This is a genomic window from Tardiphaga sp. 215_C5_N2_1, from assembly GCF_052076055.1.
GTDB classification, from domain to species: Bacteria; Pseudomonadota; Alphaproteobacteria; order Rhizobiales; family Xanthobacteraceae; genus Tardiphaga; species Tardiphaga robiniae.
This window is the reverse complement of the sequence record NZ_CP197240.1, coordinates 3873079-3886690: the sequence shown is the minus strand read 5'-3', so window position 1 is coordinate 3886690 and position 13612 is coordinate 3873079. Positions and strand designations below refer to the sequence as shown.

The window sequence follows — 13612 nt, the reverse complement described above, 5'->3', positions numbered from 1 at the left end:
CGGCAGCAGATCAGTCCGAGAGGTTGGCGTGAGCGACATCGACAAAATTTTTACGCGGGCGAAATTCGCCGACGGCAGCCTAAACACGATTGCCGTCAGTGGCGGTCTGATCATCGGGATCACATCCGGCAGCGATCCAGCACCGACAGTCGCAGAGACCATCGATCTCGGCGGCACGCTTGTGATCCCGTCCTTCGTCGAAGGTCACATCCATCTCGACACCAGTTTCTACGGAGACGTCTGGCGGCCGCATGTGCCCTATTCGAACGGCTTCAACGTGCAGGAACGTGTCGCCATCCAGGCAGACAACATGGCCAAGGCCGCGCCGATGGCTGAGCGAGCGCGGAGCCAGCTTGAGCTTTGCCTCGGTCACGGCAGCACGCAGATGCGTAGCCATGTGATGGTGGACGGTTCGGGCGGTCTCAAATCGTTGGAGACCATCCTCGCCGTGCGCGAGGCGCATCGCGACCTCATCGACATCCAGCTCGTCGCCTTCCCGCAAAGCGGCATCCTGCGCAGTCCGGGCACGCCGGATCTGCTCGATGCTGCTTTCGATCTCGGCGCGAACGTGATCGGCGGTCTCGATCCCGGTGGCTTCGATCGCGATGTCGAGAAGCATCTCGACGTGGTGTTCGGCATCGCCGAGCGCCGCGGGGTCGATGTCGACGTCCATCTGCACGATCCCTCGATGCTCGGCATTTTCGAGATAGAACAGATTTGCTCGCGCACGCAGGCGCTGGGCATGCGGGGCCACGTCGCCGTCAGCCACGCTTATTCGCTCGGTGATGTTGCTCCCGATGTCGTGCAGCGAACAGCCGAGTTGCTGGCAGCGAGCGGCGTCGCCATCATGACCAATGCGCCGGGGGTGCGGCCGTTTCCGCCGGTGAAGCTGTTGCGCGCTGCCGGCGTCACGGTGTTCGGCGGCTGCGACAACATCCGCGACTCGTGGTGGCCCTATGGCGACGGCGACATGCTCGGCCGGGCCATGATGATCGGCTATCGCTCCGGCTTCAACACCGACGAAGATCTGATGCTGGCCTTCGACGTCGTCACGGCCGGTGGTGCGAAAGCGCTGCGGCTGGAAGATCACGGCCTCCGCGTCGGCGCCAAGGCCGACTTCGTCGCCATCGATGCACCGCACGTGCCGCAGGCCGTGGTCGATCTGCCAAGGCGCCGCGCGGTCTACAAGAACGGCCGGCTGGTTGCGCGGGACGGCGAGATTGTCGCCCGAAAAGCTTGAATCATCGGCTGGACGCGTTACGACTGCGCCAAACAAAGCTGGCACGCCACGAGTTCTGGAGACGACGAATGCTTGAAACACCGCGCGCGCGACGGGGCATGGTTACCTCGCCGCATCACTTGGCGTCGCAGGCCGGTCTCGATGTGCTCAAGGACGGCGGGACCGCTGTGGAAGCGGCGATCGCCGTAGCGGCGGCGCTCGCAGTGGTCTATCCGCACATGACCGGCATCGGCGGCGACGGCTTCTGGCTGATCGCCGAGCCCGGTAAGGCGCCGATCACGGTGGATGCCTGCGGCCGCGCCGGCGCAGCGGTGGACCTTGCTTACTATGCGTCGAAGGGCGCTTCGGCGATTCCGTTCCGCGGACCGCTCGCTGCCAACACCGTCGCCGGCACGGTGTCCGGCTGGCAGAAGGCGCTGGATGTTTCGAAGCATTGGCAGAAGCCGCTGTCGCGCGAACGCCTGCTCGACAGCGCAATCTATTATGCCGAGAGCGGCATCGTCGTCACGCGCAGCCAATCCGAACTGACGTCTGAGAAATTCGCGGAGCTGAAGGACCAGCCGAATTTCGCCGGGACTTTCATGCCGAATGGGCAGGCGCCGGCCGAAGGCGATATCATGAAACTGCCGGCGCTCGGCGCGACGCTGAAGCGTCTGGCCGTCGAGGGCTTCGAGAGTTTCTACAACGGCAAGCTGGCCGACACGATCGCCGCTGACCTCGCCAGGGTCGCATCGCCCGTCACCGCGGCCGATCTGCAGAACCATCAAGCCACCGAGCGCCCGCCGCTATCGACCACCGTGCGCGGCGCGCAGCTGTTCAACATGGCGCCGCCGACGCAGGGCCTGTCGTCGCTGATGATCCTCGCGATGTTCGATCGCCTTGGTGTCACCCAGGCCGAAGGTTTCGATCACATTCACGGCTTGATCGAGGCCACCAAACAGGCGTTCATCGTGCGCGACGAGCATGTCGGCGATCCCGATCACATGACGGTGGATCCTGCGGCTTTCCTCGACGACGCCAAGCTGGACGAGTTGGCGCGCCATATCGATCGCAAGATTGCGCTGCCGTGGCCGCATGTGCGCAAGCCCGGCGATACCATCTGGCTCGGCGTCATCGACGAACAGGGCCGTTCGGTGTCGTTCATTCAGTCGGTCTATTTCGAGTTCGGCTCCGGCGTCGTGCTGCCGGAAACCGGCATCTGCTGGCAAAACCGCGGCGCCTCGTTCCGGCTTGCCGAGAGTGGCTGGAATGCGCTGAAGCCGGGCCGCAAGCCCTTCCACACGCTCAATCCGGCGATGGCGATCTTCGATGACGGTCGCCGCATGGTTTATGGCAATATGGGCGGCGAAGGTCAGCCGCAGACACAGTCTGCGGTGTTCTCGCGCTACGGCATGTTCGGCATGCCGCTGCAGCAGGCGGTGACCGCGCCGCGCTGGCTGCTCGGCAAGACCTGGGGCGACGAGAGCGTCACGCTGAAGGTCGAGGATCGCTTCGATCCCGCATTGATCCAGCAGCTTCGGGATGCCGGTCACGTGGTGGAGGTGCTCGGCAGCTATACCGGCACCATGGGCCATGCCGGCGCCATCGTGCTGCACGCCAATGGCGTGCTCGAAGGCGCGACGGACCCGCGCTCGGATGGTGCTGTCGCCGCTTGGTGATCAGCTCGCCATCATCTTGCGTAGTTCGGTCTTGAGGATCTTGCCATTGGCGTTGCGCGGCAGCGGCTCCTTCAGGAAGGTGATGGTGTCCGGCACCTTGTAGTCGGACAGTCGCTCCGCGCAGTATTTGCGGATGTCGGCCTCGTTGCCGCCATCGGGGCCGTAGACGAAGGCGTGTACGCGTTCGCCGAGCACCGGATCCGGTTTGCCCACCACTGCGCTTTCGACGATGGCGGGATGATGTGACATCACGTTTTCGACCTCGGTACAGTAGATCTTGAAGCCGGCGCGATTGATCATGTCCTTCTTGCGATCGACCACATAGACATAGCCGTCCGCGTCCATGCGGCCGATATCGCCGGAGCGCCAGTAGCCACCGACGAAGCCGGTGCGAGTCGCATCCGGATTGTCCCAATAGCCCGGTACGACCATTGCGCCGGCAATCAGCAATTCGCCGTCCTGGCCGGCCGGCACCTCGTGGCCATCGTCATCAGCGATGATGATATGTGCGCCGGTTACCGGGCGTCCGACCGAATTGATCTTGCTGACGGGCGCGCCGGGCGGAAACATCGTCGCGGGTGAGGTGGTTTCGGTCGCGCCATAGGCATTGCAGAGATTGAGCTTCGGCAGCACCTCGGCGAGGCGCTTGATCGTGGCTTCCGGCATCGGCGCGCCGCCGAAGCCGGCGATGCGCCACGAGGACAGATCGTGACGCTCGAAATCCGGCTGCAGCAGGCAGAGATTATACATTGCCGGGACCATCAGCGTGTAGGTCATGCGCTCGCGCGCGGCGACGGCCAGAAATTCCGGCGCCTTGAATGCTGGCAGGATCACGGTGGTGCCGGCGACATTGATGGTCGCGAGGATCAGTGCCACGAGGCCGGTGACATGCGATGCGGGCACCGCCAGCATGGTGACGTCACCGTCATGCAGGCCATAGCCGTGCTGGAAGTTCAGCAGCGAATGGATGATGCTGGCATGGGTAAGCATCGCGCCTTTCGGGTTGCCAGTGGTGCCTGACGTATAGAGCAGAAAAGCGGTATCCTCCTGAGTCAGCTCAGGCAGAGCAGTGGCAGGCGCATCTTTCGTCAGCTCCGCAAAGGATGGCGCACGGCCGCTGCCGACCACCCACTGATTGCGCAAGTCCGCACGTGGTGCGGGCAGGTTGGCCTCGCAGTCGGCGTCATAGACGAGCGCTGAAGCCCCACACTGCTGCAACACATAGTCGATCTCGGGTGCGCGTTGCCGCGTATTGAGCGGGACGATAATCATGCCGGCGCGGACGGCGCCGAGCGCGCAGAAGATGAATTCCAGGCAGTTGCCGAGCAGCATCGCGATGCGTTCGCCCCTTTTGAAGCTGGAGGCGATCAGATTGCGAGCGATATTCTCCGCGACGCGGTCGAGCTCCGCATAGGTGACGCGTTTTTCGCCGAGCACCAGCGCAACGCCATCGGGCTTCCGGGCCGCAGCAGCACGGAGCATCGCATCGAGGTTCGGCGAACGATCGGAGAAACAGGCGACAACGCGTTCGCCGTAGAGAACTTCATGGCGGGTGGTCGGCGTTGAGGTGTCCGGCGCGATCTGTCCTTGCATGTCCGTCCCAGACGTTTTTTTGCGCGCCGCAATCGGCACGTCCCGCCATTTGGCTGGCGATGATGACGTCAGGTTAATCAGCCAAGCCGTGAATGCCAACCCGCTTCGCTGCATGGCTCGTAACGCGGGAGATGTGCGTCCGACGCTAGCGCGCTTCCACAGTCACGTGCTGCAATTCATGCACGGCCGTGAGGCGCTGCCGCACCGTCTCTGTGCTCGCTCCGCCGGCAAAGCCGACGATCGCAGCATGCGCACCAGGGCCGACGCGCCAGACGTGGAGGTCGAAGATGCGGGCGTCGCCGGGGCGCTCGACTTCTTCGCGGATTTCCTGTTCGAGATGCGGATCTGACGTGTCGAGCAACACGGCCGCTGTGTCGTGCAGCAGATTCCACGCCCAGACGGCGATGACGATGCCGCCGACAATGCCCATCACAGGATCGAGCCAGACCCAGTCAAGATAGCGGCCGGCTAGCAGCGCGGCGATGGCGAGCACCGAGGTCAGCGCATCGGCCAGCACATGCATGAAGGCGGAGCGCATATTGTTGTCGCGATGATGCGCGCCATGGTGATGGTCGTGGTCATGGCCGTGAGCATGTTGATCGTGGCCGTGGTGATGATGGCCGCCGCTCAGCAGAAACGCACTGGCGATATTCACGATCAAGCCGATGACGGCGATCACCGTGGCTTCGCCGAAGGCGACTGTGGACGGATTGAATAGCCGCTGCACGGATTCGACGGCGATGCCGATGGCGATGATCGCCAGCACCAACGCGGAGGCAAAGCCGGCGAGATCGCCGACCTTGCCCGTGCCGAAAGTAAAGCGGCGGTTATGCGCGTTGCGGCGCGCATAGGCATAGGCGCCCGCAGCAATGGCGAGCGCCACGGCATGGGTCGCCATGTGGAAGCCGTCAGCTAGCAGCGCCATCGAGTTGAAGACAGTGCCGGCAACGATCTCGCCGACCATCATCAGCGCCGTAAGGACGACCACCCACAGCGTGCGGCGGGTGTTCTCGTCATGATTGTCGCCAAGAAACATGTGCTCGTGGGACAGGTGGTCGATGTCGGAGTGGGTGCGCATACTGCCGGTCCTTATTTCGCGTAACGCCGGATAGCGGCGACGAGTTCTTCGGCGCCGGCCGCCCGGTCGTCGGCGCTGAGACCGGGATGGGCGACATGCTCGCGGACATGGTCCTCGATCAGTTCATCCATCAGCCCGCTCACGGCGCCGCGCACGCCTGCGACCTGATGCAGAATCGTGGCGCAGCCGGCGTCTTCGGTGATGGCCTTCTCGATGGCGGCCATTTGGCCGGCGAGCCGACGGACCCGGGCGAGCAGCTTGGTCTTGTTAGCGGTGAGATGCGACATAGGGTAGTCCCCTACCCCATATTTCGTCCGAGCGAAAGTCCCCGCCCGGCGACAAGCCGGGCAGGGGAGTTTGCGGGAGGAGACGGAGAGGGATCGATCAGGCGGCCGCGGCCATCACGCGGGGATGGGCGACGTGTTCCTTGAGCACCAGGCCGGAAGCATCGACCTCGGCAAGCGAGACGTCGTAGCTCCAGAGATCGGCGAGATGCTGCAGCACCCGCTTGGCGTCGGCCTCATTCAGCAGAGCGCCATTGAGCACCGAATGCTTCAGCATCAGCCGGCGATCGCCGGCGAGGTCGACGTCCACCACTTCGATATTCGCATCAATCAGGCCGACGTCGTACTGACGCGCCAGCACACGTCGGACGCGGCGATAGCCACGCTCGTCATGGATGGCGTCGACGCGGATGCCTTCCGACACGGCCGGATCGTCATGCAGGTGGAACATCCGCATGTGGCGCATCAGTCGTGGGCTCAGGAACTGGCTGACGAAGCTCTCGTCGCGGTAGTTCGCCCAGATATCGCGCAGGACCGCCATTGCATCGCCTTTGCCGGCGATATCGGGAAACCACGCGCGGTCCTCGTCGGTCGGATCGGTGACGATTTTTTCGATGTCCTGCATCATGGCGAAGCCGAGCGCATAGGGGTTGAAGCCCGAGAAGCGCCGGTCGTCGTAATTCGGCTGGAACACGACATTGGTGTGCGATTGCAGGAATTCCAGGAAGTTGCCATCCGAGATCTGTCCGGTCTGATGCAGCCGGCTCATGATGCGATAGTGCACGTAAGTGGCCGTGCCTTCGTTCATCACCTTGGTCTGACCTTGCGGGTAGAAATATTGCGAGATGTGCCGGACGATGCGGATGAGTTCGCGCTGCCAGGTCTTCAGGCGCGGTGCGGATTTCTCCAGAAAATATAGCAGGTTTTCCTGCGGCAGGCCGAGCAGGGCGCGTCGTCGCTCCGCGCTGAGCAGTGAGGCACTCTTTGTACGCCCCGTCGGCACCGTGCGCCACAGATCGTTGAACGAAGTTTCTTCGTGATTGCGGCGCTCTTTGGCGCGTTTTTCCTCGGCCCGCAAATCCAGCGATTTTTTGCCGGGATAGCGATCGACGCCGTGCGACATCAGCGCGTGCGCGGCGTCGAGCGTCTGCTCCACCGCTGCGCGGCCATGCTTTTCCTCGCACTGCGCCACATAGCCCTTGGCAAAATCGAGATAGTCGAGAATGCCGTCGGCGTCGGTCCACTGCTTGAACAAATAATTGTTCTTGAAGAAGTGATTATGGCCGAAAGCGGCGTGGGCAATTACCAGCGTCTGCATCGTCGCCGTGTTTTCCTCCATCAGGTAGGAAATGCATGGCGACGAGTTAATAACGATCTCATAGGCCAAACCCATCAGGCCCTTGCGATAGGACGCTTCCTGATGGGCGAATTGTTTGCCGAACGACCAGTGCTTGTAATACAGCGGCATGCCTACGGACGAGTAAGCGTCCAGCATCTGTTCGGCGGTGATGACCTCGATCTGGTTCGGGTAGACGTTGAGGCCGAGCTCCTTTTCGGCAATCTCCTCGCAGGCATCGTGGATGCGCTGCAATGTGGTGAAGTCCCAGTCCGCGCCTTCGTAGAGACGGTCTGTCATGGAGCCACCCTCTCCTTGGCCTGGCGACGTTGAAACAGGTCGTGGAACACCGGAAAGATCTCGCTGCGGTCGTTGACCTTGCGCATCGACAGCGGTGCACCTTCCGCGCGCAGCCGCTGATACAGCGTCCACAGTGAGGATTCCGACATTTCGAACGGATGGCTGCCGGATTCGCCCACTTCCAGATAGGCGAAGAACTGCGTCACCGGCAGGATCATGTCCTTGAGCAGGCGGCCGGAGAGATCGCCATCGGCATAGGAGTTGTCGCCGTCCGAGGCCTGTGCGGCATAGATATTCCAGTCGGCGGGGCGATAGCGTGACTGCACGATCTCATGCATGGCCTGCAGTGCGCTGGAAACCAGCGTGCCGCCCGACGCGGGGCCGTGGAAGAAGGTCTGCTCGTCGACTTCCTCGGCACGGTCGGTGTGACGGATGAAGACGATCTCGACCTTGCGATAGCGACGCGTCAGGAAGACGTAGAGCAGCATGTAGAACCGCTTGGCGAGATCCTTCATGTGCTCGGACATCGAGCCGGAGACGTCCATCAGGCAGAACATCACCGCCTGCGCCACCGGCTTCGGCACGTTCTCGAAGCGGCGATAGCGGATGTCGATGGGATCGATGAACGGAATCCGCCGCATCTTGGATTTCAGCCGCGTGATCTCTGCCAGCAATTCGGGGCGGCGCTCGTCACTGCAATGCTCCAGTTCAGCTTCCAACTGTGCAATGGCCTCGGGTCGCGGTCGCTGCAGTGCAACCCGTCGTGCCATGGCCAAGCGTACGGTGCGGCTGACCGAGATATTGGCAGGCGAACCGGACGTCGTATATCCGGCGCGGCGCAGGCCTTCGTTTTCGACTTCGGCCAGCTTGCGCTTGGAAAGATCCGGCAGTTCCAGGTCGTCGAGGAAAATGTCGACGAACTCCTCCCGGCTGAGCACAAACCGGAATGCATCCTCGCCGTCGCCTTCACCGGCATCGTTCGATCTGCCGCTCTTCGATTGCGGCCGCTGAAGGTAATCACCTTCCACGAATTTCACGTTGCCGGGCAACACCCGGTCGCGAATGCCGCCTTCGCGATAAAAGCGGGGCTCGTTCATCCCGTCGAGCGGGATGGACACTTCGCCGCCTTCCAGGACGTCTTTGATGTCGCGGTCCTGGGAGGCTTTCTTGACGGCTCCCTGAACCAGAGCTTTCGCGCGTCGCAAGAACCGCTGGCGGTTCTCCAGACTCTTGCTGCTCGGGTTCAGGCGTCTATCGACGATATGCATGGCCACGTATGTTGGCTCCTTGCGTCAGCCGGCCTGTTTCACGCGCATATACCATTCGACGAGACGGCGAACCTGGCGCTCGGTGTAGCCGCGAACGATCATCCGCGCGACGAAGTCGTCATGCTTTTTCTCGGTCTCGCCGTCCTTCTTCGATCCGAAGGAGATCACCGGAAGCAGATCTTCAACTTGAGAGAAGATGCGCTTTTCGATGACTTCCCTGATCTTCTCATAACTCGTCCAGGTCGGATTCTTTCCACCGTTCTGTGCCCGCGAGCGAAGCGAGAACTTCACGACTTCGTTGCGGAAGTCCTTGGGGTTGGCGATTCCGGCCGGTTTTTCGATCTTGCTCAGTTCCTGATTGAGCAATTCGCGATCAAGCAATTGTCCGGTGTCAGGATCCTTGAAGTCCTGATCCTCGATCCAGGCATCGGCATAGTCGACGTAGCGATCGAACAGGTTCTGGCCGTAGTCCGAATAGGATTCCAGATAGGCTTTCTGGATTTCGTGACCGATGAACTCCGCATAACGCGGTACTAGCTCGGCCTTGATGAATTCGAGATAACGTTTTTCGACTTCATCAGGCATCTGCTCCCTGCGGATCGCTTGCTCCAGCGTATACATCAGGTGTACGGGATCCGCCCCAATCTCCGACGTGTCGTGATTGTAGGTTGCGGCCAGAACTTTGAACGCGAAGCGCGTCGAGGCACCGTCCATGCCTTCATCAACACCGGCGGCGTCCTTGTATTCCTGAACGCTGCGGGCCTTTGGATCCGACTCTTTCAGGCTTTCGCCGTCATAGACCCGCATCTTGGCGAAGGTGGTCGAGTTTTCGTGCTTGCGCAGCCGCGACATCACGGAGAAGCGTGCCAGGGTTTCCAACGTCGCCGGTGCGCAAGGTGCGGTGGCGAGTTCGGAACCCTGAATGAGCTTCTCATAGATCTTCTGTTCTTCGGTGACGCGCAGGCAGTACGGCACCTTGATGACGCAGATACGATCGATGAAGGCTTCATTATTCTTGTTGGCCTTGAAACTCTGCCACTCGGACTCGTTGGAGTGGGCGAGAATCACGCCAGTGAACGGGATGGCGCCGATGTTTTCGGTGCCGATATAGTTGCCTTCCTGCGTCGCCGTCAGAAGCGGATGCAGCATCTTGATTGGCGCCTTGAACATTTCGACGAATTCAAGCACGCCCTGATTGGCGCGGTTGAGGCCACCGGAATAGCTGTAAGCGTCGGGATCGTTTTGGGCGAAGATTTCGAGCTTGCGGATATCCACCTTGCCGACCAGCGAGGAGATGTCCTGGTTGTTCTCGTCACCGGGTTCGGTCTTGGCGATGGCGATCTGGCGCAATCGCGACGGCTGGATGCGGGCGACACGGAATTGCGAGATGTCGCCGCCGAAAGCTTCGAGCCGCTTGTAGCACCACGGACTCATGAGACCCGTAAGCCGCCGGCGCGGAATGCCATATTTCTCTTCGATCATCGGGCCGAGCGTGTCGGGATCGAACAGGCTGAGCGGGCTTTCATAAACCGGAGAGAGTTCGTCGCCAGCTTTCAGCACATAGATGGGATGGACTTCCATCAAGGCCTTGAGGCGCTCGGCAAGCGATGATTTGCCGCCGCCGACCGGGCCGAGCAGATAGAGAATCTGCTTGCGCTCTTCGAGGCCCTGCGCCGCATGGCGGAAGAAGGCGACGATGCGTTCGATCGTATCTTCCATGCCGTGAAAGCCGGCAAAGGCTGGATAGCTACGGATGGTACGATTCAAAAAAATACGGCCAAGGCGTGGATCCTTGGCCGTGTCTATCATTTGAGGCTCGCCGATCGCCGCCAGTAGGCGTTCCGCCGCGTTCGCATATCGCATCGGGTCCCCTCTGCAGGATTCCAGATACTCGGACATCGACATGTCCGTCTCACTTCGGGCTTCGTAACTTCTAGCGAACGCATTGAACAGAGAATCGTTGTACATGATCCCTCTCTCCTTGCTGGTCGGCCGTCCTGTTGGTCGCGATGCTCCTAAGGTGGTAACGGAACGCGTCTTTCCGATCGCGACTCAACATCAGCACTATAGCCTTCAGGACACATCCAGGTCCGAAATCGCGCAATGCGATCTGAGTGCATCGCGCGACTCATATTCAGGCACTTGCTTATAAGTTAGGCGAGTTTTGCCATGTCTCAAGGGCTAACAAAGCGATTGTGCACGCCTGTGACTCGAACGCCACAAAGTTGCCGTATGTGGGAAGCTTTCGGAATCATGTACCGACGGCGCAGTTTGGATGAGTCGAAACGCGCACAAGAATGCTGGTGAGCGGAGGTTGCGCTCAGTTCCGATCGCCGGGCAGGACAGGCAGCGGAGTCACCTCGATACCTTCATCGATGAGCGACCGTGCTTCATCCGGCGTCGCTTCGCCGTAGATCGGACGATGTTCGATGTCGCCATAATGCATCTTGCGAGCTTCGGTCGGGAAGCTTTCACCGACATTGTCCGCGTTTTTAGTAACGTGATCGCGCAGTTCTTTCAGCTTGGCGCGCAGTTCGGCTTCCTGCGGCGCCATCATCAGCGGGGCTGTGGTCTCGGAACCGGCGTCAGGGGCGGGTGCCGGGCGATTCTTGCTCTTGCCCACGATACGCGGGGCCATAATGGCCTTTTCGACCTTCACCGATCCGCAATTCGGGCAATTCACCAGCTTGCGCTTCACTTGGGAGTCATAGGCGCCGGAACTCTGGAACCAGCTTTCGAAAGCATGGCCCTTCTCGCAGCGTAGGTCGTAACGGATCATGTCGCTTGCCGGACAAGGTGCAGATAGTCTGGGCCCGATTTGGGATCGCTGACGCTGAAACGGCGGCCGTGCTGCAGGGACGGTACGGTCTTGCGCGCTTCCGTCACCTTCGCAGGATCGATTTTGGCCAGAATGAAGCCCGGCTCGACGCCCGTCGCTTCGGCCAGAACCACGCCCCACGGGTCGATAATCAGCGAGTGTCCATATGTCGCACGCTTGTTCTCATGCACGCCGCCCTGGGCTGCCGCAAAGACGAAGCAGCCAGTCTCGATGGCGCGGGCGCGCAGCAGCGTGTGCCAATGAGCTTCGCCGGTCTTCTGGGTGAATGCCGAGGGCACGGTGAGGAAAGACGCGCCGCTTTCGGCCAATGCGCGGTACAGCGCCGGGAAGCGGACGTCGTAGCAGATGGTCAGACCGATGCGGCCCCAGGGGAGATCCGAGATGACGGCGGTCTCGCCCGGCTGATAATTCGCGGATTCGCGATAGCTCTCGCCGTTCGGCAGGTCGATGTCGAACATGTGGATCTTGTCGTAGCTCGCCAGGACATTGCCGTCCGGTCCGATCAGGAACGAGCGATTGGCGGCGCGTTCGGGGTTGGCCAGCACGGCCAGCGATCCGATATGCAGGTAGATCTTCAGCTCCGCGGCGAGCGCGCGATAGGCCTTCAGCGAGAGGTCGTCTTCTTCCGGGCGCAGATGTTCGAACAGCGCTGTGCGGTTGAGCTGCATCATGTTGCTCACTTCCGGCGTGAGCACATAGTCAGCGCCGGCGAGAACGGCTTCGCGGATCAGATGGCGGCCCTGTTCGAGGCTCGGCTCCGGCAGCAGGCCGGTGCGCATCTGCACCATTGCGGCGGTGAAGGTCTGGGGCTCGGACGTCGGAGATGTCTGGCTCATGAGGTGGCCTTCTCGCCTGCGATCATGGCGTCAAATTTGCCTTCGCGGTCCAATGCATAGAGATCGTCACAGCCGCCGATAAGGGTGCCATCGATGAAGATCTGCGGGAAGGTGGCGCCGGGGTAGGTACGGTCGAACATTTCCTGGCGCAGCTTCGGATCGGTCGCGGTGTCGAAATGGGTGAATGCAGCTTTCTTGCGCTGGAGCAGCGAGATCGCGGCGCTGCAATAGCCGCAGCCGGGGCGGGTGTAGATTTCAATCGCGGCGGCCATCGGGTGCTCCAGTTGCAGGGAAGTGCCTGATTATATGGGGACCTTGTGGGCCTCCACAACCCGCGCAAAGACCAGCACATCGACCTGGGCCGCCTTGGCGCGCAGCAGCGCCCGTGCGCAGGCGTCCGTCGTGGCACCCGAGGTCAGCACGTCGTCGACCAGAATGATGCGGCGGCCCTGGATTTCAGCCCGGTGTTCGGGCGGGACCTTGAAGGCGCCCTGGACATTGCTGGCGCGCTCGCTGCGCGACAGGCCGATCTGGTGTTCGGTCGGGCGTATTCGCCGTAAGGCGTCGCGGGATATTGCAACGCCGCTCTGCCGGCCGATTTCCCGCGCCAGCGCGCCGGACTGGTTGAAGCGCCGGCTGAAGCCGCGCCGCCAATGCAGCGGCACCGGCACCAGAAGATCGGCGTCTGCGAGCAATTCCTTCCCCGCCCGCGCCATCCAGCGGCCCATAGTCGGCGCCAGATCGGTCCGGTCATGATATTTCAACTGATGCACCAGCGTGCGGGCGACATCGTCATAGCGCACGGCGGCGCGGGCGCGCTGATAGGCCGGCGGATCGGCGATCGCCTGCATCGACAGGATGCCCGGGCCGGGATCATAGACAAACGGAATGCCGAGCCGGCTGCAGAACGGCGGCGCGATGAAGGAGAGCTTGCCCCAGCAGGCCGCGCAGACGCCTTCGCCGGCGACGGGGTCCCGGCAGGCGACGCAGAGCGTCGGCAGCGCGATGTCGAGCGCAAGACGGGCGGTTTGCGTCCATGCAGACCGGCAAAGCTTCAGCGCGCCGCGCAATTGCGCGGGGAGGGACCATGACACTGTCGCCTCTGCGTCCATAGGTTGAAGGCTAGAACTCTCTTGCGCCTACCTCAAGCGCGATTGCCAGATCCCCAGTCTTCGGCGTA

At 61.8% G+C, this 13612-nt stretch carries 12 protein-coding genes; 2 read left to right on the top strand and 10 right to left on the bottom strand.

All coding sequences use genetic code 11. From position 1 onward, the window contains the following. The first annotated feature begins 28 nt into the window (after positions 1 to 28). The gene (locus AB7828_RS18525; protein ID WP_441230838.1) at positions 29 to 1240 is read left to right on the top strand and encodes an amidohydrolase family protein; all 1212 of its coding nucleotides are present in this window, start codon (positions 29 to 31) and stop codon (positions 1238 to 1240) included. 68 nt (positions 1241 to 1308) lie between these two features. Further along, positions 1309 to 2898, top strand: coding sequence for a gamma-glutamyltransferase family protein (locus AB7828_RS18520; protein ID WP_441230837.1), 1590 nt, complete (start codon positions 1309 to 1311; stop codon positions 2896 to 2898). Here the strand turns inward: AB7828_RS18520 and AB7828_RS18515 are convergent, their stop codons facing one another. From AB7828_RS18515 to AB7828_RS18470, 10 genes are all read right to left on the bottom strand, one after another. Next, entirely contained in the window at positions 2899 to 4491 is a 1593-nt protein-coding gene (locus AB7828_RS18515; protein ID WP_441230836.1) for a class I adenylate-forming enzyme family protein, read from the bottom strand. It lies immediately after the preceding gene. Between the two features lie 145 nt (positions 4492 to 4636). Then, complete coding sequence (dmeF, locus tag AB7828_RS18510; RefSeq protein WP_441230835.1) at positions 4637 to 5569, bottom strand: CDF family Co(II)/Ni(II) efflux transporter DmeF; 933 nt, start codon at positions 5567 to 5569, stop codon at positions 4637 to 4639. Between the two features lie 11 nt (positions 5570 to 5580). Then, the gene (locus tag AB7828_RS18505; protein WP_184512171.1) at positions 5581 to 5856 is read right to left on the bottom strand and encodes a metal/formaldehyde-sensitive transcriptional repressor; all 276 of its coding nucleotides are present in this window, start codon (positions 5854 to 5856) and stop codon (positions 5581 to 5583) included. A gap of 97 nt (positions 5857 to 5953) precedes the next feature. Further along, positions 5954 to 7489 carry a SpoVR family protein gene (locus AB7828_RS18500; protein WP_441230834.1) on the bottom strand — a complete coding sequence of 512 codons (1536 nt, stop codon included), beginning with the start codon at positions 7487 to 7489 and terminating at the stop codon, positions 5954 to 5956. After that, the gene (locus AB7828_RS18495) at positions 7486 to 8757 is read right to left on the bottom strand and encodes a YeaH/YhbH family protein (protein WP_170849644.1); all 1272 of its coding nucleotides are present in this window, start codon (positions 8755 to 8757) and stop codon (positions 7486 to 7488) included. Before AB7828_RS18495 ends, AB7828_RS18500 begins: the two co-directional genes overlap by 4 nt. Positions 8758 to 8781: 24 nt before the next feature. Beyond that, complete coding sequence (locus tag AB7828_RS18490; protein ID WP_089267701.1) at positions 8782 to 10725, bottom strand: PrkA family serine protein kinase; 1944 nt, start codon at positions 10723 to 10725, stop codon at positions 8782 to 8784. 352 nt (positions 10726 to 11077) lie between these two features. Further along, positions 11078 to 11536 (bottom strand): DUF1178 family protein, encoded by a 459-nt coding sequence (locus AB7828_RS18485; RefSeq protein WP_116660084.1) that lies wholly within the window; start codon positions 11534 to 11536, stop codon positions 11078 to 11080. Continuing rightward, positions 11533 to 12432 carry a carbon-nitrogen hydrolase family protein gene (locus AB7828_RS18480; protein ID WP_175368049.1) on the bottom strand — a complete coding sequence of 300 codons (900 nt, stop codon included), beginning with the start codon at positions 12430 to 12432 and terminating at the stop codon, positions 11533 to 11535. Before AB7828_RS18480 ends, AB7828_RS18485 begins: the two co-directional genes overlap by 4 nt. Continuing rightward, a complete protein-coding gene (grxC, locus tag AB7828_RS18475) occupies positions 12429 to 12704 on the bottom strand; it encodes a glutaredoxin 3 (protein WP_068729362.1) in 276 nt (91 codons plus the stop codon). Before grxC ends, AB7828_RS18480 begins: the two co-directional genes overlap by 4 nt. Positions 12705 to 12734: 30 nt before the next feature. Continuing rightward, a complete protein-coding gene (locus tag AB7828_RS18470; RefSeq protein ID WP_441230833.1) occupies positions 12735 to 13544 on the bottom strand; it encodes a ComF family protein in 810 nt (269 codons plus the stop codon). Positions 13545 to 13612 lie beyond the last annotated feature (68 nt).

What these genes read in the sequence shown, in the direction of transcription:
- AB7828_RS18515 (WP_441230836.1), bottom strand. Translation starts at nt 4,491, where the DNA reads ATGCAAGGACAGATCGCGCCGGACACCTCAACGCCGACCACCCGCCAT.
- AB7828_RS18500 (WP_441230834.1), bottom strand. Translation starts at nt 7,489, where the DNA reads ATGACAGACCGTCTCTACGAAGGCGCGGACTGGGACTTCACCACATTG.
- AB7828_RS18505 (WP_184512171.1), bottom strand. Translation starts at nt 5,856, where the DNA reads ATGTCGCATCTCACCGCTAACAAGACCAAGCTGCTCGCCCGGGTCCGT.
- AB7828_RS18520 (WP_441230837.1), top strand. Translation starts at nt 1,309, where the DNA reads ATGCTTGAAACACCGCGCGCGCGACGGGGCATGGTTACCTCGCCGCAT.
- AB7828_RS18490 (WP_089267701.1), bottom strand. Translation starts at nt 10,725, where the DNA reads ATGTACAACGATTCTCTGTTCAATGCGTTCGCTAGAAGTTACGAAGCC.
- AB7828_RS18485 (WP_116660084.1), bottom strand. Translation starts at nt 11,536, where the DNA reads ATGATCCGTTACGACCTACGCTGCGAGAAGGGCCATGCTTTCGAAAGC.
- AB7828_RS18480 (WP_175368049.1), bottom strand. Translation starts at nt 12,432, where the DNA reads ATGAGCCAGACATCTCCGACGTCCGAGCCCCAGACCTTCACCGCCGCA.
- dmeF (WP_441230835.1), bottom strand. Translation starts at nt 5,569, where the DNA reads ATGCGCACCCACTCCGACATCGACCACCTGTCCCACGAGCACATGTTT.
- grxC (WP_068729362.1), bottom strand. Translation starts at nt 12,704, where the DNA reads ATGGCCGCCGCGATTGAAATCTACACCCGCCCCGGCTGCGGCTATTGC.
- AB7828_RS18495 (WP_170849644.1), bottom strand. Translation starts at nt 8,757, where the DNA reads ATGCATATCGTCGATAGACGCCTGAACCCGAGCAGCAAGAGTCTGGAG.
- AB7828_RS18470 (WP_441230833.1), bottom strand. Translation starts at nt 13,544, where the DNA reads ATGGACGCAGAGGCGACAGTGTCATGGTCCCTCCCCGCGCAATTGCGC.